This is a genomic window from Vibrio splendidus (assembly GCF_002873455.1).
Lineage (GTDB): Bacteria > Pseudomonadota > Gammaproteobacteria > Enterobacterales > Vibrionaceae > Vibrio > Vibrio splendidus_J.
Genome location: NZ_MCUN01000046.1, coordinates 111,598 through 132,167, shown reverse-complemented (window position 1 = coordinate 132,167; position 20,570 = coordinate 111,598). Strand labels below are relative to the sequence as shown.

The window sequence follows — 20,570 nt, the reverse complement described above, 5'->3', positions numbered from 1 at the left end:
ACACCATGTTAAAAATCGAAGTATTCAAAGAAGACGTAAAAGTCATACCTAGAACCATGCCAGGGAAAGACGGCAAGCCACCGCGTACTATTTATGAACAAGATGCTTATGCACATCTACAAGGTCGTTTCCCAACGCTCACCAAGGTTCAACTTGAAGAAGGTCAACCACCTTATGAAGCCGGATTTTATACCTTTCATAGCTCTTCTTATATCGTTAATAACTTTGGCACTGTGGAGCTAAAGAAGTACGGGAAAATCATCACACCTCTGGAGCTGGATTTATGATTTGGAATTTACCGAAACGTACCATTCTCTATAAGGGGGGATTTATGATGGTGAGCCGTGAAGATGACCCTAAATATCAATGTACGTCTTGCTATAAATTATTCTGGGATGAGGAAGTCTACATTAGTGGATTCTTATCTAAGATTGAGTGTCCCAATTGTGAATCATCGTTACGAACGCTAACGGAAGAAGAGCCAATTATTACTGATTAAAACAAAGCCCGTAACTGATGAGACAGCTACGGGCTTCTATCACAATCAACTATACGAGAGTTAATTATGAGTTTCCAAGAGTACACGCTAACGGATGTTTCCGACAAGGTTAATGATCTTCACAACATGTCTACGTTCTTAAACTCCGGTGCTTACACTGAAGAAATAGGCGACAAATTGACATTTCACATGCTTGAAGAAATTGAGACGTTACAGAGCATGCTTAGCTTTATTCGAATCTACCCACAGATTCAGGCTCAAGAGCAGCTAGACAGCCCTCAGAAAGAACTTACGCCTTAGTGCGTATTATGTATATTATGTTAAATTAATTCTAGCGTTTATGAAATTAGTGTCTTTTCATAGTGCCCTGCGTCTTGTCTATCGAATTAATTGTCGTTCTATTTAACAGTAAGACTATTTACCATAAAATACCTAATAAACATATATCCTAATCTTCGATTAAGAATACGTTTATTAGACTTCAAGCATTAATCGATCAATAGCCTCTGTAATCTCTTTGGTTCTTACTGGTTTGGTAACGAAATCATTCATGCCTACCGCTAAGCATGAACATTTGTCTTCTACTGATGTGTGAGCTGTTAGCGCGACGATTGGCGTTTTGATGTTCGCGTCTCTCATATATTTGGTTGTGGTTAATCCATCCATTACCGGCATCGACACATCCATTAAGATAATATCTATCGAGTCATTGGATCTTTCAACAAAGCCAATAGCTTCCTCACCGTTGCTTGCGATGAAAACTTCATGGCCTTGTCGCGTTAGGATTAATTTAATCACCATTTGGTTCGTTGGATTGTCTTCGACAACTAACACTGAATACCGGCTTCTTAACTCTCGTGCACATTCATTATTTTCATTGTTAGACAAATTGTTCATGACTCTGGTAAGCACTGGCAACTGTACTTCGAATTTAGAGCCTTTTCCTGGTTCACTTTCTACCGATATGCGCCCACGCATTAGCTCAACAAGTCTTTTTGTGATCGCCAGGCCCAAACCTGTACCACCAAATCTGCGTGTGATTGTGCTATCAGCTTGCACGAATGGACTGAACAGCGACGAAATTTGTTGTGAGCTGATACCAATCCCAGAGTCTTCTACTGTTATATAGAATGAGCTCTGCTGGTACTTGATAGAAACGTGTACATGTCCACGCTCAGTGAACTTAATCGCATTGCCAATTAGGTTAAAGAGGATCTGTGCCAGACGGCTTGGGTCGATATAATGAAGTTCACCTTCAGGGATATCGCTGGTTATCGTTAGCACCAATCCTTTATCGTCTGCTGTCTTCTTTTGTTCAGATAATACAAAAGTTACAGTGTCTCTTACGTTGCTCCATTGAGGCGCAAGCGAAAAACATCCTGACTCGATCTTAGAAAAGTCCAATACATCACTGATAATCGCCAGTAGAAGTTCAGATGATGTGCTCATATTGAGCAGTATAGACTGTTGTTCGTCGTTCAGATGTGTGGATTTCAGCGTGTCAATTAAGCCAATGATGGCATTTAACGGTGTTCTTAATTCATGACTCATCATTGCTAGGAATTCAGACTTTGCCCTGTTGGCTCTCTCTGCATCTTTCCTAGCTGTGACGAGTTCTGCTGTGCGTTCTCTAACCGTAGCTTCAAGCTTTTCTTTGTTTTCAATATCGAAAACAGCACGCTCAATCAATGGTCTAAAGCGGTTTAGGGTTGCTTTGGTTTCAACACTAAAGTGCTTGGTATTGGAATGGATAAAGATGATGACGGACTGCGTTAGCCCACTATCAATACCAGTAATCAAAACGGAGTTGATTTGGTCGAGGACAATGGGATGCAGAGAGTTGAATTCCCCAAGAGACTTGGGTTCAAAAAGGATGGCGCACTCTCCATTGATCACTCGCGATAGCTTGCCGCAATCGCTCCAATTCATCTGTTCGAAGACTTTGTTATTGGTTAGTAGGGTCTTAAAATTGCCTTCGTTTCCTACCCTAGATATTACGATAAAGTCATCAAATTTAATGTATTTTTTGAGCACAAATTCAAGGCTATAAAATATCTCAGATATGTTACTTGCCTTACTGATCGCAGAGATGGTTGATAAGATCACCCTATTCTCTTCAGCCAACTTTCGCTCTCGGGATTTTAGTTTTTGCAGTTCAATACGTGCTTCTTGCAGCGCTTCTTGACCTTCAGAACCCATTACTTTTTCAACCTATAAAACGTTGCAGACGATACCATTAAGTTTCCGTGCGCACTCTCACCGCCAGATAGCCTTCCTTGTTCACCAAAGGTGAATGGACATATGTATGGGAGTCCATTAAGTGCTTGATTTATTTGATCACAAACCTCGTCCATATCTTGCTTAAGGTTCAACATTGGCCCAGCGCAGAAGATATTGATCGCCCCTAGTTTCTCTTCTAAATCCATATCGTTGTAGTAAGAAGAGTGAATAATATTAGCGGCACGGCTTATCAATTGTTGCTTAGAGCCCTGCATCAAATAGATGGTGTCGCCCTCACTGATGTCGGTGAATAGCTCGATTCCATTACACTCTGTTTCTCTGATTGAATGGGACAGTTTGAAATATGGGTAATCGTATGAAGAGCCAACTTTTCTCCCTAGCGGATACACTGACGACTTTTCGAATATATAACCATCATCACTGCCACCTAAATGGAAATTGGTCCATTCGTTATAAACGGTAACGGCTGGCCTATGGTCAATCTCCAACAATATTCGATTTCTTACTTTTGTGACGTTCCCAGAATAGCGCGTGGGCGTATGGCCTGCACTAAAAGACGAATAGATGGACTGAGAAGCAAATACCACAGTTAAAGACACGCCATTGATAGAGAGTGACTCTTCGGTAAAGATGCTCCAGTTTCCAGAAACCTGATTGTCCGCTGCGCTACCACCAATAACAGGCACCTCAGTGCCAAACTTCTTATCGATAGCTGCCATGACCTTCTCTTCATTCCCTGGAGTGGAATGTAGCAAGATAAGATCGGGGATTTCACCTTCTCGGTTGGCGTTCTTAAGTGCTTTATCGATGGCGCTGAAGGTACTTTGGTTTATGGAGTCGCTAAAATGCTCGATACCCGTACCATAGGCGTTGATCCCAGAGTCATAGATGATGAGTACGCCTATAATTGGGCCTGAGTGGAACCCAGTTTCGGTCATGATACCGTGACAAGTGGTGCAGCCATGTATTGGGGTGTTAGGGAGAACATCTACGAAGTATCTCTGCACAGCGAGTGTTGAGTACTCTTCTGTGCAGTAGCAAATAAGACAGGCAATATCGTCAGGGTTTTCTACCCCATTGAGCAACTCATCTACTGCGATTTTATCGTCTAGGGAATAAGAGACTTTTGATAGAAATTTCATAGATTCCGGGAAACTTTATTAATGTCCTCTTTATAACACTTTAATGCATGGTGTTTCACTGATTTGGTACATATTTCTATCAAAAGAACCGAGGCGTGACTCAGTTTTCCCTCTATTACTCTTTAGAAAGGTTTACGGAAAACGTGTTTATCTGTTGTGGAAATGTAACTGTTATTGAGGAGGTCTTATCATTAGTTTGTAACAGCCAATTCGATGGCCCTTTTTCTTCTAGAATTCCACTCTCATGGTAGCTAATGATAAATTTGCCAGTTTTAGATGTTTCGATTGAATACCCTGATCTATCGCCCGAAATTAAAACATTATGATTATCAATGCTAAATTCACACGGTTTTGAAATTATACAGCTTACTGTTTCGTTATTATCGTATGTTACTGTTCTCCAAGTAAATGCCGCTATTAAAATAACCAACATGACGATAATTTGAACAAGCCTGCCTTTTGTTAGCTTTTGTGCCGCCATTATAATCTTTACTCCTTGTTACAAAGTTCAAAGTTTTTAAATAAAAATCCAATTCCAGACCAAGCGTAAGGTTACTACTCTGTCATTGATTTGTTAATTCAAGTATAGTGTCGCGTTGAAAATGCCACTTTTTTTTAAAATCAGCAAGTGGAAATAAGGTCCTGAATAGGCTGAATTTCCCTTTCTAATTTGGGTGGCATTACGACGTGAGTCGTGTTGGAAGTAAAGTGTAGTAAATAAGAAATTGGAAGCATGCAAATGAGCCAAGAAAAGCAGCTTGAACAAAACTACAACTATACGGTCGTCCGTCAATTTACCCTCGTTACAATTTTGTGGGGTATTGTCGGTATGGGCGTTGGTGTTTTGATTGCCGCTCAATTAGTTTGGCCACAGCTAAACTTTGATACGCCGTGGCTGACGTACAGTCGTTTACGTCCCCTGCATACTAATGCGGTTATTTTTGCGTTCGGTACAAGTGCGCTGTTTGCAACATCATATTATGTTGTACAACGTACCTGTCAGACGCGTCTCTTTGGTGGCCCTCTCGTAGCCTTTACCTTTTGGGGTTGGCAAGCGATTATCCTGTCCGCTGCAATTACTTTACCGTTAGGTTTAACCTCTGGTAAAGAATACGCAGAACTTGAATGGCCAATCGATATTGCTATTACTCTTGTGTGGGTAGCTTATGCGGTCGTGTTCTTCGGAACCATGATTAAGCGTAAGACATCGCACATTTATGTAGCTAACTGGTTCTTCGGAGCCTTCATCATCACGGTTGCCGTGTTGCACATCGTTAACAGCCTAGCTGTTCCTGTATCTGCGTTTAAATCGTACTCGATTTATTCCGGAGCGATCGATGCAATGGTGCAATGGTGGTACGGACACAATGCGGTAGGCTTCCTATTGACAGCTGGTTTCCTAGGTATGATGTATTACTTCGTTCCTAAACAAGCTGGTCGCCCTGTTTACTCTTACCGTTTGTCGATTGTTCACTTCTGGGCTCTTGTGTCACTGTATATCTGGGCTGGTCCTCACCACCTACACTACACTGCACTTCCAGACTGGACTCAGTCTCTAGGTATGGTTATGTCTTTGGTTCTGTTTGCTCCATCTTGGGGTGGCATGATCAACGGTATTATGACTCTATCTGGTGCGTGGCATAAGCTACGTTATGACCCAATCCTACGTTTCCTAATCGTTTCTCTATCATTTTACGGCATGTCGACGTTCGAAGGCCCTATGATGGCAATCAAAACGGTTAACGCACTATCTCACTACACGGACTGGACTATTGGTCACGTTCACTCTGGTGCGTTAGGTTGGGTTGCTATGGTTTCTATCGGTTCGGTTTACCACTTAGTTCCTAAACTATTTGGTCAAGAGCGTATGTACTCTGTATCTCTAATCAATGTTCACTTCTGGTTAGCAACGATTGGTACGGTTTTCTACATTGTTGCAATGTGGATCTCTGGCGTGATGCAAGGTCTGATGTGGCGTGCAGTTAACTCTGACGGTACATTGACTTACAGCTTCGTAGAGTCTGTAGAAGCTTCTTACCCGTTCTACTTTGTACGTTTCTTAGGTGGTTTCATCTTCCTATCTGGTATGTTCTTATTGGCATACAACACGTACAAAACTGTTTCTGCACCTAAAGATAGCCTTAAAGCTATCCCTCAACCGGCTTAAGGAGATTTAGAATGAGCTCAAATTCAAATAATCGCCATGAGTTGGTCGAGAAAAACGTTGGTCTACTAGCGATCTTAATCGTTATTGCAATCAGCTTTGGTGCTTTAGTAGAAATCACCCCTCTTATTTTCCAAAAGCAGACGACTGAACCTGTAGAAAACCTACGCGTTTATTCTGCTCTGGAAATGGAAGGTCGTGATATTTATATCCGTGAAGGCTGTAACGTATGTCACAGCCAAATGATTCGTCCTTTCCGCTCTGAAACTGAACGTTACGGTCACTACTCTGTAGCTGGCGAAAGTGTTTGGGAACACCCATTCTTGTGGGGCTCTAAGCGTACTGGTCCTGATCTAGCGCGTGTTGGTGATCGTTACTCTGATGAGTGGCACCGTGTTCACCTCCTAGACCCTCGCGAACTTGTTCCTGAATCAAACATGCCTGGTTTCCCATGGCTTGCTGAGAATGTACTTGATGGCAAATTGACTAAGCAGAAGCTTGAACTCTTCCGCAATCAATTTGGTGTTCCTTACACAGACGAACAAATTGCCAACGCTAAACAAGATGTTGAAGGAAAAACAGAGATGGATGCAATCATCGCTTACCTTCAATCGCTTGGCCACGCAATGAAATAAGGAATAATTATGGACATTATTACATTTCAAAGTGTTTGGACTGTTACTGTTTTTGCTTGTTTCATCGGCATCGTTTGGTGGGCATATGGCAAGAATCGTAAAACACGTTTCGACGAAGATGCGAACCTAGTGTTTGCAGACGACGAGCCGGCAACAAGTTCTAAAAATCAAGGAGTGACAAAGTAATGAGTACATTCTGGAGTATCTGGGTTAGTGCGATTACGATTGGTACCCTAATTGGTTGTGCGGTTTTACTTCGTTGGTGTTTTAAAGACAAAACAGGCGTAGAACCAGGTCATGATATGGGCCATGAATACGATGGTATTCGTGAGCTTAATAATCCACTGCCAAAATGGTGGACATACCTTTTCATCAGTACAATTGTGTTTGCAGCGGTTTACCTTGCTCTATACCCAGGCCTTGGCAACTTTAAAGGTCTACTAGGTTGGACAAGTTCAAATCAAGAAGTTCGTAGTATCGAAGAGTCTCGCTCTGCAATCGCTACGGCTCAAGCAAACAAACAATTGGACGAGTATGCGAAAGAGCTTGATGATGCAAACACCTACTTTGGTGAAGCGTTCAAAAAGCTAGCTCACGACGAAAATGGTCTACGTTCTGTTCCTGACATTGCATCAGATGCTGACGCAATCAAAGTGGGTCAGCGTTTATTCCTGCAAAACTGTTCTCAGTGTCACGGCTCTGATGCACGTGGTCAGAAAGGTTTCCCTAACCTAACTGATGATGCATGGTTATATGGTGGTGAACCACAAGCTATCGTGACTACGATCATGCACGGTCGTGTCGGCCAAATGCCAGCGTGGAAAGACGCTCTAGGCGAGCAAGGTGTTAAAGAAGTAGTTAGCTACACTCTTAGCCTTTCTGGTCGTAGCGTGAATGTGCGTGAAGCTGAAGCTGGTAAAGCACGTTTCGTCGTATGTGCTGCGTGTCACGGTACAGATGGTAAAGGTAACCCTGCTGTAGGTGCACCTGACCTGACAGACCGCGATTGGTTGTTCGGCGATTCTCGCGCTGATGTAACTGAGACAGTAATGAACGGACGTTCTGGCGTAATGCCTGCTTGGAAAGATATTCTAGGCGAAGACAAAGTTCAGCTTGTTGCATCGTACGTGTGGAGCTTAAGCAACTCAGATAATAAGTAACATTTCAATAACAGCCTCTTTCTAAGAGGCTGTCTTTCCTTTATTTTATAACCCCTTCTTTTTATTCTTTTTTGAGATATTTTTTATGGTAAAGCCTTGGTATAAACAGTTTTGGCCGTGGTTCTTAATCGCGCTGCCAGCGACAGTAGTTATTTGGACCATCATGACGGTTATTGTGTTTACACAGAACTCTGTCGACCTTGTAACTGAGGATTACTATAAAAAAGGAAAAGGCATTAATGTCGACATTTCAAAAGTAAATATTGCAAAGGAACTGGGCTTGTCGGCGACGGTTAATGAGAGAGGTAACTCCGTTATCATTACTCTAGACAAAGGCAAGCTTGATCACTTCCCTGCTATCAGCGCAATGTTCGTTCACAGAACACTACCTGATCGTGATTTCACGCAGCTTCTTACTGCTGATGCGAAAGGTAACTACACGTTGACTTTGGACCACGAAATGCAAGGTCCATGGTTTATTGAACTTTCCCCGCACGATACTGAATGGTTGGTGCAAGGTCGCATGAACTTCCCTATCGACACTCCTACTCAACTAACGAACTAAAGCTTATGTGTGAATCCTGTTATCACTGCGGTGAAGATGTACCAGCGGAAACGGATTTTGAAGTAGAGATCTTAGGAGCGACTCGTAAGATGTGTTGTCCTGGCTGCGAGACCGTAGCTCAGACAATCGTTGATAGCGGTTTGGTCTCTTATTACCAATATCGTACCGCTCCGGCTGAAAAAGCGGATCTAGTGCCAGAGCAACTTCTAGCACTCAGTCATTACGACAACCAAGATGTTCAATTGGAGTTCGTTCGTAACTCCGAAAACACATCAGAAGTGACATTGTCACTAGAAGGCGTCTCTTGTGCTGCTTGTGCATGGCTTATTGAGAAGCAAGTCTCTTCAAAGTTAGGGGTTGTTAGTATCCGTGTTAATACCACGACTAACCGTGCCCTACTCAGCTGGGACAACACCCAGGCTAAACTGAGCGAACTGTTGTCTGCAATCCATACCCTAGGTTACAAAGCGGCACCTTTCGAAGCAGACCAACAAGAAGCAGCCTACCATCGTTCGATGAAAAACTACCTTTATCGTCTTGGTGTCGCGGGTTTAGCGACCATGCAAGTCATGATGCTAGCTGTGGCGCTCTACCTTGAAGTTTTTGGCAGCCTTGAACCTGAATTCAAAAGTTACTTCCGTTGGGTAAGTTTGATCTTCGCAACCCCTGTTCTCTTATACTCTGCGTTGCCTTTCTATATTAATGCATGGCGTAGTATTAAAGGCCGAACATTGGGAATGGATGTACCTGTGTCGATTGCTTTGTTGTTTGCCTACGTCGCAAGTTTGATAGCAACGGTGACAGAGAAAGGCGAAGTGTTCTTTGAATCTATCTCGATGTTCACCTTCTTCTTGCTTTTAGGGCGCTTCTTAGAGATGAGAGCTCGTCGTAAAGCGGCGGCTGCGAGTGGTAACCTGCTTAAGCTTGTTCCTGCAATGGCGACAACGCTAGACGGTGATCAAGTTCCGGTTAAAACTTTAAAGGTTGGCGACCAAATCCGCGTTCTTCCTGGTGAACATATTCCCGCAGATGGCGAAGTATTGTCTGGCAGAATTCATATCGATGAATCCATGCTGACTGGCGAATCTATCCATGTGGTTAAGAATGAGGGTGACACGGTCTTTGCTGGCACATTGAATGGTGATGAATCGTTTGAATTGGAAGTAATGACCTCCAAAGCGGATTCGGTTATTTCTAATATCGTTCGTCTACAAGATGAAGCGCAGTTATCAAAGCCTCGCATTGCTGAAATCGCCGATGTGGTGGCTCGATACTTTGTCGCGGTTATTTTAATCATCTCATTCGGCACTTGGTTCTACTGGCACCAAACACGTCCAGAAGATGCTTTCTGGATCATGCTCTCAGTGCTCGTTGCTACATGTCCCTGTGCTTTATCACTTGCAACACCAACGGCGATTACCTGTTCAACCTCTCGTATGGGTAACTTCGGTATCTTGCTGCGTAAAGGTCATGTGTTTGAAACCTTGTGCAAGGTGAACCACTTGATCATCGACAAAACAGGTACCTTGACTGAGGGTGATATTCGTATCAGCCAAGTTGAAACCTTTGCAAAGCTTGATAAAGACACTTGTTTGCAAGTTGCAGCAAGCCTAGAGCAACATGCTAACCACCCTATCGCTAAAGCGTTTAAGGCCTATGTTTCAGATAATATTGAAGTAGAGTCTGTTAATAATGTCATTGGTTCAGGTATCACTGGTGAATGGAATGGACAAGAAGTCGCGATCGGCAGCAGTGAATTTATTCTAGGCGAAGATCAAACGTCGGAAAGCAATGGTATTTACTTGTCGATGTCTGGTCATCATATAGCTACATTCACTTATGAAGACCCCATTCGTAAAGAAAGTATCGAGCTTATTAAGCAATTTAAAGAAGCCGGAATAAAAACGACTTTGCTAACTGGCGATTCCTTAACTAACGCGAAACCTGTTGCTGAAGAGATCGGTATTACTGACATTGTTGCTAATGCGAAACCAGAAGACAAGCTGGCCTATCTTAACTCTAGAGACGCAAGTGATATCACCATGATGGTTGGTGACGGTATTAATGACGCTCCTATTCTTGCCGGTGCTCATCTGTCTGTTGCTATGGGCGGCGGTACTGATGTGGCGAAAGCCTCTGCGGATATGGTGCTATTGGGAGATAAGCTCGATAGATTGCTTAAGTCTCGTACTTTGGCGCTAAAAACGCGTAAGATAATCCGTGAAAACCTAGCTTGGTCATTAGGATATAACTTACTTATTCTTCCATTGGCTATCGCAGGTTTGGTTGCTCCATACATTGCTGTTGTTGGCATGTCTGCTAGCTCTATTATTGTAGTATCTAACTCGTTAAGGCTTTTAAAAGAGCAAGGTAAATAATGGAAAGTTTATACATACTCATTCCAATTGCGATCGTACTTGTATGTATCGCAGTTGGAATCTTTCTATGGGCAGTGAAGAGCGAGCAGTTTGAAGATCTTGAACGCCAAGGTCACAATATTCTTTTTGATGAAGATATTAACGCTCATAACAACTCTGACAACAAACCTTCAGCAAGCGATAAGCAAAGTTCGCTTGAAGATCAATCTAGCGTAGAAAATAAGAACAATGACGCCTGATTGGATTGGAGCTTTTCTTGTTGGTCTGATCGGCGCAGGCCACTGCATGGGAATGTGTGGTGGTATTGCTTCACTTCTTTCGATTGGTAATACCAAACCTTCTCCTGTTGTTCCTCTGCTTTATAATCTAGGTCGTTTATCAAGCTATGCCGTAATTGGTGGTTTAATTGGTGGTGCCATTTCTTCAATTGGACAGTTAAGCGATTTTAATACTCTGTTAGCGTGGCTTCGTTTGTTCGCTGCCGCCTTCATGATTATCTTGGGGTTGTATATTGGCAAGTGGTGGTTTGGTCTGTTGTTCTTTGAAAAAATCGGACAGAAGCTATGGCGTTATATCTCTCCTTTAGGTAAATCATTTCTACCATTGAAACACCCTAGCCATGCTTTGCCGTTTGGCTTTATCTGGGGCTGGCTTCCATGTGGCCTTGTTTATTCAATGCTTACGTGGGCAGCCGTGTCAGGAAGTTGGTATAACGGAGCGGGTATCATGCTTGCTTTCGGTTTAGGAACTCTTCCAGCGATGCTCACGGTTGGAATGGGTGCCAATTTCCTCAAAAAACTGCAACAAGCTGACTTATTTCGCCAGTTTGGCGCAATTTTAATCCTCATTTACGGCTTCTATACCGGTTATATGGCGCTACAGTTCATTGTTTATACCGTATAGTGGTGTCTTTAATCCGGTTTTTTTACTACCCTTTAGGATTAAGGAATGCTAAAATATTGACGTATATCAAATAGTGAAAGATTGTTATGATTTCTGAAAAGCCTGTGACGAAACGAGTTCAGTCTGGTGGCTGTGCGATCCACTGCCAAGATTGTAGTATTAGCCAACTCTGTATCCCATTTACTTTGAATGAATCTGAGCTAGATCAACTTGATCAGATCATTGAAAGAAAGAAACCTATTCAAAAAGGCCAAGAGCTGTTTAAAGCGGGAGACGAACTTAAGTCTCTTTACGCTATTCGCTCTGGAACGATTAAAAGCTATACGATTACCGAGCAAGGTGATGAGCAGATTACTGCATTCCACTTAGCGGGCGATCTTGTTGGCTTTGACGCGATCACGGGTGACGAACACCCTAGTTTCGCTCAAGCTTTGGAAACTTCTATGGTATGTGAAATTCCATATGAGATTCTCGATGACTTATCAGGGAAAATGCCTAAATTGCGTCAGCAGATTATGCGTTTGATGAGTAATGAGATTAAAGGTGACCAGGAAATGATTCTGCTTCTTTCTAAAAAGAACGCGGAAGAGCGCCTTGCGGCATTCCTTTACAACCTTTCAACTCGCTTCTCTCAGCGTGGCTTCAGCCCTCGTGAGTTCCGCTTAACGATGACTCGCGGCGATATTGGTAACTATCTTGGTTTGACTGTTGAAACAATCAGCCGTCTGTTAGGTCGTTTCCAAAAAGCGGACATCTTGAGCGTTAAAGGCAAATACATCACTATCGAAGATCACGATGCGTTGATGGAACTTGCTGGCGTATCAAAAGAATAGTCTAGATATCAATGATGTAGTTCAATAATGAGCTACATCATGTTTCTCTCTTAAAACCTCTTATATTTCTCTTATTCTCTCCATAACTACGCTACATTATTTATATGTTCGGTCTGAAAAGTAGGCTTAGTTATGAGTATCTATAACAAAATTTTAGTTGTCGCAGACATTAATCACGATGAGCAACCTGCTCTAGTTCGTGCTATCCAACTTGCCAAGAAAAGCACCTCAACAAGCCACATCACTTTCTTTTTGTCGATCTACGACTTCTCGTATGAAATGACATCTATGCTCTCTGTCGATGAGAGAGACGCAATGCGTAAAGGCGTAATTCATCAGCGTGAAATTTGGATGAATAAGGTTGCTGCTCCTTACCTTGATGATTCTATCGAATTTAACGTACAAGTGGTTTGGCATAATCGCCCGTATGAAGCGATCATTGCTGAAGTTTACAGTGGTGAGCATGATATTTTGATCAAAGGCACGCGTAAGCACGACACTCTAGAATCGGTCATCTTTACTCCAACCGACTGGCACCTATTGAGAAAGTGCCCTAGCCCAGTGCTATTGGTTAAAAATGATTTCTGGCCAGAACACGCGAAGATCTATGCTTCCGTTCATGTAGGCTCTGAAACAGAAGCTCACTTAGAGCTCAATGATACGATGGTCGACAGATTACTTGAGATCACTGGGCGTTTGGATGCTGAACCGTTCTTGGTGAATGCCTACCCGGTGACACCTGCAAATATCACCATCGAATTGCCAGAGTTTGACCCAACCTCTTATACAGACGCAGTTCGTGGTCATCACTTAACGGCAATGAAAGCGCTGCGTCAAAAGCATGGTATGTGCGAAGAACAAACGGTTGTTGAGCAAGGTTTACCAGAAGATGTGATTCCACGAGCCGCGTCTGAGAATAACGCCGCTATGGTGATTTTAGGAACGACAGGCCGTACTGGTTTATCTGCCGTTTTTATTGGTAATACCGCCGAGCACGTTATCGATAAGATTAATTGTGACGTTCTGGCTCTTAAGCCATCGGGTTATGTGAGCCCCCTCGATCCTAACCTTGCTAAAGGCTAAAAGGTTTAAACGTTCAAAAATCGACAATCTGAATATGTATTTCAATCTACATATTTAACCCATAAAAAACGCCTCAAGCATTGCTTGAGGCGTTTTTATTTATCTATACGTTATAGCGACTCTTCGACGAATAAGGCTTAAACGTTGGTTACATCAATGTACAAAGACTCATCGATGTTTGACGACGAGATTTCAGCTTCTTCGAATTCGTATGCTTTACGATCTTCGCTACGATCCAGTGGGAGGTTAATGAAATCAAACAGCTCACGGTCAGCCAATTGGCTTGGGCTCACGTTCTGAATTGACTTAAAGACCTTCTCAACACGGCCTGGAGTCTGTTTATCCCAATCAATGAGCATCGCTTTAATGTTTTGACGCTGTAGGTTTTCTTGAGAGCCACATAGATTACATGGAATGATTGGGAACTCTAAGTGCTCAGCGTATTGGATTAGGTCCGTTTCACGACAATAAGTCAGTGGACGAATAACAACGTTGCGACCATCATCAGAGCGCAGTTTTGGAGGCATTGCTTTCAGGCGAGCACCGTGGAACATGTTCAGGAACATAGTTTCAACAATGTCGTCTAGGTGGTGGCCAAGTGCGATCTTAGTTGCCCCAATTTTCTCTGCAAACGAGTACAACGTACCACGACGAAGACGAGAACATAGACCACACGTTGTTTTACCTTCTGGCACTTTCTCTTTCACTACTGAGTACGTATCTTTATCTACGATGTAGTAAGGAATGTTCAGAGTTTCAAAGTATTCAGGGAGAATGTGCTCAGGGAAGCCTGGTTGTTTTTGGTCTAGGTTTACAGCGACAACATCAAATTTGATAGGTGCTGCTTCACGTAAACGTAGCAAAATGTCTAGCATCGCAAATGAATCTTTACCGCCACTAATGCACGCCATTACTACGTCATTCTCTTCGATCATGTTGTAGTCGACGATGGCATTTCCAACATTTCTTCTCAGGCGTTTCTGAAGCTTGTTGAATTCAAGTGTATCTTTTTTATTTTCGTTTTGGTTCATTGCGACTCTCACACCGTCGAGTTATCGACTGTAGATTGCTAGTGGGACTGTTTTAGGGCGTGGATTATACGGATTTTTATTTCATGTTGAAATAGTAACGACAGGATAAACAAGCCAGGCAAGAGAAAGATTCTGCCTTATTATACGATCTGTCCTTTAGCGGTGAGAAAAATAGGTCGCAATAAGAGGTAAGAATCAAAGATGAAATGCAGTGAGATATGCGACTTGGTAAGATTTAGGTGTTTAGATTTAAGACTATAAACGAAAACAGCCTATTCAAAGAAGAACAGGCTGTTTCGTCACGATCTTAAGCTGAGCATAGAACTCCTGGCTAGCCGCTATTATTGCGCTGGGATGTAAGGCAAAACGCGAACTGTGGCTTCTGGTAACGTGATGCTGTCACTTCCATGCAGTTCGTCCAACGTGAATTTCGCACGTCCTTCTTCAATTGGGATTTGTTTACCATTAGACAGAGCAATGTTGCCTTTAAGTTTATTATCAAACTCTAGCGTCAAGCCTTGGATATCTGGAGTGAACCAACTAGAAAACATGCCGCTGACGTCTTCTAGCATCGCTTGCATCTGTGGTAATAGATTTTCTAACTGTGCAACTTCAACCGTTCCAGCCAAAGGCTCCTGAGTCATTACAACGAGCGAATACGCACATTCTTGTTCTTGGGTTTGGACAAAGATAAGCGGGTTTGCTGAGCGCAGGTTTTTGTCTACCGGTAGAAGCAGTTCATTCGCAGGAGACACTTTTAGTTCTTCGTAGTGCTCCTCTTTCTCCATCCAAGCTTTACTGATATGACAGGTTTTTTGTGCTTGTTGGTCAACAAAGAAGACCGCTACTTTGACATCATCGTGTCCTTCTTTGGTGTTGTTTTTCAGCTGAGTATAGAGTTTAGAATACGTGAACATGTATTCTTGTGCCGAAGCCGGAAGAGATACGCCAAGGCTGAAAGTGGCTAATAGAGCGAGTACTGTCTTTTTCATTATTATAGTCTTGTTGAAGTTGAGCGTTTATAAATAGAAAGAGCAGCCAATGAGCTGCTCTTTTAGTGATATTACTTGTTGTAGGCCGACTATCGAAGGTAAACAAGTTGGTATCAAAATGAGTTACTTTTTCCAGTATACCTTGTTGTGACGGATCATAGCTTGTAAATCAGTCACATAGTCTGAACCTCGCTCAGAATATTTTAACAAGCCGTTGGTTAACTCCATCGCTGTTTCTGTGGTCAACAAATCGTCACCTTTAGCTGCAAGCTCTGTACGAATGGCTCTTAAATCTGAATATGCACGGTTTCGGTTAAGGTTCATGAAGTAACGATGCACAGATTCTTGGCTTGAAGAGAATGTTGCTACTTCATGCGAGCTACCTTCGTTACGTTGTAGCGGAACAAGTCCACAACCTTTGGTATAACACCAGTGTCCGAAATAGTTGTTTGCTTTGGTGGCGAAACGTGACGTCCCCCAAGCCGATTCATTAGCAGCCTGTGTCAGTACAAGTGCCTCTGGCAGTACGTTGACGCGACTAAGCATTTCAGTTAGCCATGTCTGATCTAAACCTTCATTAGGCACTGGTAAGCTGTACAACTTCCCTAACCTTTTCGCATAAGACGCGTCTTCAGAATCAATATTGCTTAAACCAGATTCAGATAGCTTAGTTAAAAACGCACGTTCTTTGGTGATACGTTTGTTTTCAATATTGATACTTGGGCGAAGGAACGAAAAGAATGTGTCTTTTTTTTCGTTCACATCTTCGATGGCCGCAAAATTTGGTCGATCTGAAGCGACGGTCAAATCACCAAACTCACTTGATGTATTTGAACTTTGGTCTGCCGTACGTCGGCGCTCTTCTTCTTGGTAAATGTACGGGCCAACCAGTGAGATAGAACCCACGATCGCAAGGGCAGTTACCTTTAGCGCAAGTGATTTACTTGTGCTGCCTTTGACGTTATTACGCATCGAACACCTGAGGATTTTTGTTTTTGTTACCATCGTTACTGTTGTTGCTGTCGTTATTATTTTCGCCGTTGCCGCTATTATCGTCATCACTATTCGGTCGATCTGACGCAATAACCTTCAGTTTGATACCAAACATTTCACGGTAGATGATACCTTTCACATGGAAAAAGAATGGTAGAACGAAAATCAAACCAATGCCGTACATCATCGCAGCGACGATGAACATCAACATAACCATTAAGTAGATAGATGCGACGACGAAGATTTTCTTATTTACCGCTCTTAGAGAAAGCAGCAACGATTGCATTAGCGGTACTTTCTTATCACAAATCAGCAGAATTGAATTGCTGAATGCGAGTGAAAAGTAGATAGACAAGAACGGCAAAAGCATACCGGCGATGCCTTGAAGCATTAGGCTGAACAAAGTGACTAGAATGACTGGAACCGTGAACTGTAAACCTTTCCCTATGTGGCGCACTTTGGTTTGTAGTCCGGCAGCGTGGCTCATTGCCATTAAACAGATACCAGCATAGATAGGTGCGCTGACCACTTCATAGCTGAAGTTAGCAATAAAAATCGATTCAACGATTTGTGGTGTAAATGCTTCTGGGTCGATAACCGCGTCTAAGATAACCGCGGGGTCACCAAGCTGCAGTTTGAGTGCGATATAAAAGATAGCCAGTTGCACGAACATCAATGCAACGATCGCAGGAGAAAACGAAAGAAAGTGACTTACAGTATGTTTCCATGCTTCTTGGAATACAGCCGTTGCTTTGAGCTCATAATCGCCGGAAAGTGCACGGTCGATACTACCGCCCAAATTAAAATCTTTTTCGATGTCGTTGTTCATATTGATACCTAGGTGCGCCAAGTAAACGAAGCCACCTAACTTATTGATAAAAAATTGCCTCCATTATACCCATATGTAGACTGCAAACTAAAATATGAATCTGTAACAAGGCTTGCTTTTGCGTCTTGATGGTTAATAATTAGACACTTGTTAAGGTGTGAACCTGATAAATAACAGTATGGTAAAGGATGTTTACTTTTACCTGCGAATTTTTTTATCCCTGAATGGTAAAAAATGCTTTGAATTCACGTTTTTGGTGATTATGATGCGCGCCTTAAAGGTGTATAGCAACAGGTCTCAAATAGAACCAAGGTGGAGAAAAACAGACGTTGAACGCTAAAAAATCAGTAGGAAAGCCAGTCGTACAGTTAACTGGCATTAGTAAAAGTTTCGATGGTAAGGAAGTCATCGGCAATCTTGATCTAAACGTAAATCATGGTGAGTTTCTCACGATATTAGGCCCGTCCGGTTGCGGTAAAACTACGGTACTAAGAATGATTGCAGGGTTTGAAACGGCAGATAGTGGTGAAATACTATTAGCCCAACAGAATGTAACCCAAGTTCCTGCTGAACAAAGGCATGTTAACACTGTATTCCAAAGCTATGCCCTATTCCCACATATGACCGTTTTTGACAATGTGGCATTTGGTTTACGCATGCAGAAAGTGCCAAACGCTGAGATTGAACCTCGTGTTATGGATGCTTTAAAAATGGTGCGCCTAGAACAAATGGCACAACGAAAGCCACACCAGCTATCCGGTGGCCAACAGCAACGTATTGCAATAGCTCGTGCTGTCGTTAATAAGCCTAAGGTTCTTTTGTTGGATGAGTCTCTATCTGCTCTTGATTACAAACTACGTAAACAGATGCAAATTGAGCTTAAACAACTGCAACGCCAACTTGGTATTACGTTCATTTTTGTAACGCATGACCAAGAAGAGGCGCTGTCTATGTCTGACCGTATTATTGTTATGCGAGATGGCGTGATTGAACAAGACGGAACACCAAGAGAAATCTACGAAGAGCCTAAGAACTTATTTGTTGCTCGTTTCATTGGTGAAATTAACGTATTCGAAGCGACAGCGAAATCTCGTCAAGATGAAAAGCGCATTGTTGCGACAATCGAAGGTGAAGAGTCCATTATCTATTACGATAAAGACGTAACACCGGGCCAAAAACTACAAGTACTACTTCGCCCTGAAGATCTTCGTATCGAAGAAATTAAAGAGTCGGACCAAAGCGGTATTGTTGGCCACATTGTCGAGCGAACCTACAAAGGCATGACATTAGATTCAGTCGTAGAACTTGAATCAGGTATGCGTGTCATGGTTAGCGAATTCTTCAACGAAGATGACCCTGATGTTGATCACTCACTGGGCCAAAAAGTTGCAGTAACTTGGGTTGAGAGCTGGGAAGTGGTGTTAGAAGATGAGCAAGAAGTTTAATTTACAAAACGCGATTGTTGCTTTAATCACAGGTTGGTTGGTGCTGTTCGTGATGATTCCAAACATCATGATCATCGGTACTAGTTTTCTAACTCGTGACGAAGCGAACTTGATCGAGATGACTTTCACTCTCGACAACTACCTGCGTTTGGCTGACCCGCTGTATTTTAAAGTGCTGATGCACTCTTTCTATATGGCAATTGTCGCAACCTTACTTTGTTTAATTATTGGTTACCCGTTCGCCTACATCGTGGCAAAAATGCCTGCGAAATGGCGTCCAATCATGTTGTTTTTAGTGATTGTGCCATTCTGGACAAACTCTTTGATTCGTACTTACGGATTAAAAGTGGTTCTGGGTACTCAAGGTGTGTTGAACAAAGGCTTGTTGGCGTTAGACATTATCGATAAGCCACTTCGTATTATGTATTCAGAAACGGCAGTAATGATCGGTTTAGTGTATATCCTCTTACCTTTCATGATTTTGCCGTTGTACTCAGCGATTGAAAAGCTAGATGATACTTATTTAGAAGCAGCGAAAGATTTAGGTGCGAACAAACTGCAAACGCTATTGAAGGTTGTTTTACCGCTAACGATGCCTGGCATTATCGGCGGTTGCTTACTTGTATTGCTTCCTGCGCTTGGCATGTTCTACATTTCAGACTTGTTGGGCGGTGCTAAGAACCTATTGATCGGTAACGTAATTAAGAGCCAAGTACTCAATGCTCGTGATTGGCCGTTTGGCGCAGCAACTAGTATTGCACTGACCACGGCTATGGCCGTGATGCTTTATGCCTACTACCGTGCAGGCAAGTTATTGAATAAGAAAGTGGAGCTAGACTAATGGGTCGCACAGTTAAGTTCAGCTTTATGGCGCTGGTATACGCTTTTCTATACCTACCTATTATCGTATTGATTGCAAACTCGTTTAATGCCAATAAGTTCGGCATGAAATGGGGTGGCTTTACCACTAAGTGGTATGACGTGTTGATTAACAATGACAGCCTCATGCAGGCTGCGTGGCACTCTATCAACGTAGCGGTGTTCTCAGCAACTGCCGCAACGATTGTCGGAAGCCTGACTGCTGTTGCCCTATTCCGTTACCAATTTAAAGGTAAAGGAATCGTCAATGGCATGTTGTTCATCGTGATGATGTCACCAGATATCGTAATGGCGATTTCGCTTCTTGCGCTATTCTTGGTAATGGGTGTGCAACTTGGGTTCTTTACCCTACTTGCAGCGCATATTACTTTCTGTCTGCCGTTTGTTGTTGTCACGGTCTACAGTCGCTTGAATGGCTTTGATGTGAAGATGCTAGAAGCCGCAAAAGATTTAGGCGCAAGTGAATGGACGATTCTAAAACAGATCATCCTGCCTCTTGCTAAGCCAGCGGTTGCTGCGGGTTGGTTATTGAGCTTCACTCTGTCTTTGGACGATGTGATCATCAGCTCTTTTGTTACAGGGCCAACCTACGAAATATTACCACTGAAGATTTACTCGATGGTTAAGGTCGGTATATCTCCAGAGGTCAATGCCCTAGCAACAGTGATGTTAGTGGTGTCGTTAATACTGGTGATTATTTCTCAGTTATTAGCGAGAGAGAAAATCAAGTAAGCCTTCTGCGCTTTACTGAGGCTAACTTGATAAGAAGTTAAGATACTTCAAGTTCAATAAAGTGTT

The 20,570-nt window shown here is 42.7% G+C and carries 22 protein-coding genes; 15 read left to right on the top strand and 7 right to left on the bottom strand.

Annotated features, from left to right (window positions below):
• The first annotated feature begins 5 nt into the window (after window positions 1-5).
• Complete coding sequence (locus BCU75_RS20485) at window positions 6-287, top strand: single-stranded DNA-binding protein (protein WP_102474923.1); 282 nt, start codon at window positions 6-8, stop codon at window positions 285-287.
• A gap of 278 nt (window positions 288-565) precedes the next feature.
• Window positions 566-799 (top strand): RstC protein, encoded by a 234-nt coding sequence (locus BCU75_RS20475; RefSeq protein WP_102474921.1) that lies wholly within the window; start codon window positions 566-568, stop codon window positions 797-799.
• 174 nt (window positions 800-973) lie between these two features.
• Here the strand turns inward: BCU75_RS20475 and BCU75_RS20470 are convergent, their stop codons facing one another.
• The 3 genes from BCU75_RS20470 to BCU75_RS20460 form a co-directional block, all read right to left on the bottom strand.
• Window positions 974-2,698, bottom strand: a complete 1,725-nt coding sequence (locus tag BCU75_RS20470) for an ATP-binding protein (RefSeq protein ID WP_102474920.1) — start codon at window positions 2,696-2,698, stop codon at window positions 974-976.
• A complete protein-coding gene (locus tag BCU75_RS20465) occupies window positions 2,698-3,882 on the bottom strand; it encodes an FIST signal transduction protein (RefSeq protein WP_102474919.1) in 1,185 nt (394 codons plus the stop codon). Before BCU75_RS20465 ends, BCU75_RS20470 begins: the two co-directional genes overlap by 1 nt.
• A 115-nt stretch (window positions 3,883-3,997) precedes the next feature.
• Window positions 3,998-4,363, bottom strand: coding sequence for a hypothetical protein (locus BCU75_RS20460; protein WP_102474918.1), 366 nt, complete (start codon window positions 4,361-4,363; stop codon window positions 3,998-4,000).
• 252 nt (window positions 4,364-4,615) lie between these two features.
• Between BCU75_RS20460 and ccoN the strand changes: the two genes are divergently transcribed.
• The 10 genes from ccoN to uspE all read left to right on the top strand — a co-directional run bounded on the left by ccoN (window position 4,616) and on the right by uspE (window position 13,603).
• On the top strand, window positions 4,616-6,049 hold the full coding sequence (gene ccoN / locus BCU75_RS20455) for a cytochrome-c oxidase, cbb3-type subunit I (protein WP_008221953.1): 1,434 nt from the start codon (window positions 4,616-4,618) through the stop codon (window positions 6,047-6,049).
• An 11-nt stretch (window positions 6,050-6,060) separates the two neighbouring features.
• Window positions 6,061-6,681, top strand: coding sequence for a cytochrome-c oxidase, cbb3-type subunit II (gene ccoO / locus BCU75_RS20450; RefSeq protein WP_016767204.1), 621 nt, complete (start codon window positions 6,061-6,063; stop codon window positions 6,679-6,681).
• Window positions 6,682-6,690: 9 nt separating this feature from the next.
• Complete coding sequence (locus BCU75_RS20445; RefSeq protein ID WP_017108018.1) at window positions 6,691-6,867, top strand: CcoQ/FixQ family Cbb3-type cytochrome c oxidase assembly chaperone; 177 nt, start codon at window positions 6,691-6,693, stop codon at window positions 6,865-6,867.
• Window positions 6,867-7,841 carry a cytochrome-c oxidase, cbb3-type subunit III gene (ccoP, locus tag BCU75_RS20440; RefSeq protein WP_076678448.1) on the top strand — a complete coding sequence of 325 codons (975 nt, stop codon included), beginning with the start codon at window positions 6,867-6,869 and terminating at the stop codon, window positions 7,839-7,841. Before BCU75_RS20445 ends, ccoP begins: the two co-directional genes overlap by 1 nt.
• A gap of 85 nt (window positions 7,842-7,926) precedes the next feature.
• The gene (locus BCU75_RS20435; RefSeq protein ID WP_102465478.1) at window positions 7,927-8,406 is read left to right on the top strand and encodes a FixH family protein; all 480 of its coding nucleotides are present in this window, start codon (window positions 7,927-7,929) and stop codon (window positions 8,404-8,406) included.
• Window positions 8,407-8,411: 5 nt separating this feature from the next.
• Window positions 8,412-10,784 carry a heavy metal translocating P-type ATPase gene (locus tag BCU75_RS20430; protein ID WP_102474917.1) on the top strand — a complete coding sequence of 791 codons (2,373 nt, stop codon included), beginning with the start codon at window positions 8,412-8,414 and terminating at the stop codon, window positions 10,782-10,784.
• Window positions 10,784-11,023, top strand: coding sequence for a cbb3-type cytochrome oxidase assembly protein CcoS (gene ccoS, locus BCU75_RS20425; protein ID WP_076678445.1), 240 nt, complete (start codon window positions 10,784-10,786; stop codon window positions 11,021-11,023). Before BCU75_RS20430 ends, ccoS begins: the two co-directional genes overlap by 1 nt.
• Entirely contained in the window at window positions 11,013-11,687 is a 675-nt protein-coding gene (locus BCU75_RS20420) for a sulfite exporter TauE/SafE family protein (RefSeq protein WP_102474916.1), read from the top strand. Before ccoS ends, BCU75_RS20420 begins: the two co-directional genes overlap by 11 nt.
• 86 nt (window positions 11,688-11,773) lie before the next feature.
• Complete coding sequence (locus BCU75_RS20415) at window positions 11,774-12,520, top strand: FNR family transcription factor (protein ID WP_004733691.1); 747 nt, start codon at window positions 11,774-11,776, stop codon at window positions 12,518-12,520.
• 132 nt (window positions 12,521-12,652) lie between these two features.
• Entirely contained in the window at window positions 12,653-13,603 is a 951-nt protein-coding gene (uspE, locus tag BCU75_RS20410) for a universal stress protein UspE (RefSeq protein ID WP_102474915.1), read from the top strand.
• Between the two features lie 137 nt (window positions 13,604-13,740).
• On the opposite strand, the gene ttcA is transcribed toward uspE, so the two are convergent.
• The 4 genes from ttcA to BCU75_RS20390 all read right to left on the bottom strand — a co-directional run bounded on the left by ttcA (window position 13,741) and on the right by BCU75_RS20390 (window position 17,448).
• Window positions 13,741-14,634: a tRNA 2-thiocytidine(32) synthetase TtcA gene (ttcA, locus tag BCU75_RS20405; RefSeq protein WP_102474914.1), complete on the bottom strand. Its 894-nt coding sequence runs from the start codon at window positions 14,632-14,634 to the stop codon at window positions 13,741-13,743.
• A 341-nt stretch (window positions 14,635-14,975) separates the two neighbouring features.
• On the bottom strand, window positions 14,976-15,626 hold the full coding sequence (locus BCU75_RS20400) for a DUF2987 domain-containing protein (protein ID WP_076678441.1): 651 nt from the start codon (window positions 15,624-15,626) through the stop codon (window positions 14,976-14,978).
• 123 nt (window positions 15,627-15,749) lie between these two features.
• Entirely contained in the window at window positions 15,750-16,598 is an 849-nt protein-coding gene (locus BCU75_RS20395) for a glucosaminidase domain-containing protein (protein ID WP_102474913.1), read from the bottom strand.
• Entirely contained in the window at window positions 16,591-17,448 is an 858-nt protein-coding gene (locus BCU75_RS20390; protein ID WP_102474912.1) for a hypothetical protein, read from the bottom strand. Before BCU75_RS20390 ends, BCU75_RS20395 begins: the two co-directional genes overlap by 8 nt.
• Window positions 17,449-17,777: 329 nt before the next feature.
• Between BCU75_RS20390 and potA the strand changes: the two genes are divergently transcribed.
• The 3 genes from potA to potC are packed head-to-tail and all read left to right on the top strand — an operon-like array spanning window position 17,778 to window position 20,504.
• Window positions 17,778-18,893 (top strand): spermidine/putrescine ABC transporter ATP-binding protein PotA, encoded by a 1,116-nt coding sequence (gene potA / locus BCU75_RS20385; protein ID WP_102474911.1) that lies wholly within the window; start codon window positions 17,778-17,780, stop codon window positions 18,891-18,893.
• Window positions 18,877-19,734: a spermidine/putrescine ABC transporter permease PotB gene (gene potB, locus BCU75_RS20380; RefSeq protein ID WP_017107109.1), complete on the top strand. Its 858-nt coding sequence runs from the start codon at window positions 18,877-18,879 to the stop codon at window positions 19,732-19,734. Before potA ends, potB begins: the two co-directional genes overlap by 17 nt.
• Window positions 19,734-20,504, top strand: a complete 771-nt coding sequence (gene potC / locus BCU75_RS20375) for a spermidine/putrescine ABC transporter permease PotC (protein ID WP_102474910.1) — start codon at window positions 19,734-19,736, stop codon at window positions 20,502-20,504. Before potB ends, potC begins: the two co-directional genes overlap by 1 nt.
• Window positions 20,505-20,570: the final 66 nt, after the last annotated feature.

Excerpts from the sequence above, each read along its gene's own strand:
- BCU75_RS20430 (WP_102474917.1), top strand. The coding sequence starts at position 8,412 with ATGTGTGAATCCTGTTATCACTGCGGTGAAGATGTACCAGCGGAAACG.
- BCU75_RS20445 (WP_017108018.1), top strand. The coding sequence starts at position 6,691 with ATGGACATTATTACATTTCAAAGTGTTTGGACTGTTACTGTTTTTGCT.
- BCU75_RS20435 (WP_102465478.1), top strand. The coding sequence starts at position 7,927 with ATGGTAAAGCCTTGGTATAAACAGTTTTGGCCGTGGTTCTTAATCGCG.
- BCU75_RS20415 (WP_004733691.1), top strand. The coding sequence starts at position 11,774 with ATGATTTCTGAAAAGCCTGTGACGAAACGAGTTCAGTCTGGTGGCTGT.
- potC (WP_102474910.1), top strand. The coding sequence starts at position 19,734 with ATGGGTCGCACAGTTAAGTTCAGCTTTATGGCGCTGGTATACGCTTTT.
- ccoO (WP_016767204.1), top strand. The coding sequence starts at position 6,061 with ATGAGCTCAAATTCAAATAATCGCCATGAGTTGGTCGAGAAAAACGTT.
- BCU75_RS20460 (WP_102474918.1), bottom strand. The coding sequence starts at position 4,363 with ATGGCGGCACAAAAGCTAACAAAAGGCAGGCTTGTTCAAATTATCGTC.
- BCU75_RS20470 (WP_102474920.1), bottom strand. The coding sequence starts at position 2,698 with ATGGGTTCTGAAGGTCAAGAAGCGCTGCAAGAAGCACGTATTGAACTG.
- potB (WP_017107109.1), top strand. The coding sequence starts at position 18,877 with ATGAGCAAGAAGTTTAATTTACAAAACGCGATTGTTGCTTTAATCACA.
- BCU75_RS20475 (WP_102474921.1), top strand. The coding sequence starts at position 566 with ATGAGTTTCCAAGAGTACACGCTAACGGATGTTTCCGACAAGGTTAAT.
- BCU75_RS20420 (WP_102474916.1), top strand. The coding sequence starts at position 11,013 with ATGACGCCTGATTGGATTGGAGCTTTTCTTGTTGGTCTGATCGGCGCA.
- BCU75_RS20465 (WP_102474919.1), bottom strand. The coding sequence starts at position 3,882 with ATGAAATTTCTATCAAAAGTCTCTTATTCCCTAGACGATAAAATCGCA.
- BCU75_RS20390 (WP_102474912.1), bottom strand. The coding sequence starts at position 17,448 with ATGAACAACGACATCGAAAAAGATTTTAATTTGGGCGGTAGTATCGAC.
- BCU75_RS20400 (WP_076678441.1), bottom strand. The coding sequence starts at position 15,626 with ATGAAAAAGACAGTACTCGCTCTATTAGCCACTTTCAGCCTTGGCGTA.
- ttcA (WP_102474914.1), bottom strand. The coding sequence starts at position 14,634 with ATGAACCAAAACGAAAATAAAAAAGATACACTTGAATTCAACAAGCTT.
- ccoP (WP_076678448.1), top strand. The coding sequence starts at position 6,867 with ATGAGTACATTCTGGAGTATCTGGGTTAGTGCGATTACGATTGGTACC.
- uspE (WP_102474915.1), top strand. The coding sequence starts at position 12,653 with ATGAGTATCTATAACAAAATTTTAGTTGTCGCAGACATTAATCACGAT.
- BCU75_RS20395 (WP_102474913.1), bottom strand. The coding sequence starts at position 16,598 with ATGCGTAATAACGTCAAAGGCAGCACAAGTAAATCACTTGCGCTAAAG.
- ccoN (WP_008221953.1), top strand. The coding sequence starts at position 4,616 with ATGCAAATGAGCCAAGAAAAGCAGCTTGAACAAAACTACAACTATACG.
- ccoS (WP_076678445.1), top strand. The coding sequence starts at position 10,784 with ATGGAAAGTTTATACATACTCATTCCAATTGCGATCGTACTTGTATGT.
- BCU75_RS20485 (WP_102474923.1), top strand. The coding sequence starts at position 6 with ATGTTAAAAATCGAAGTATTCAAAGAAGACGTAAAAGTCATACCTAGA.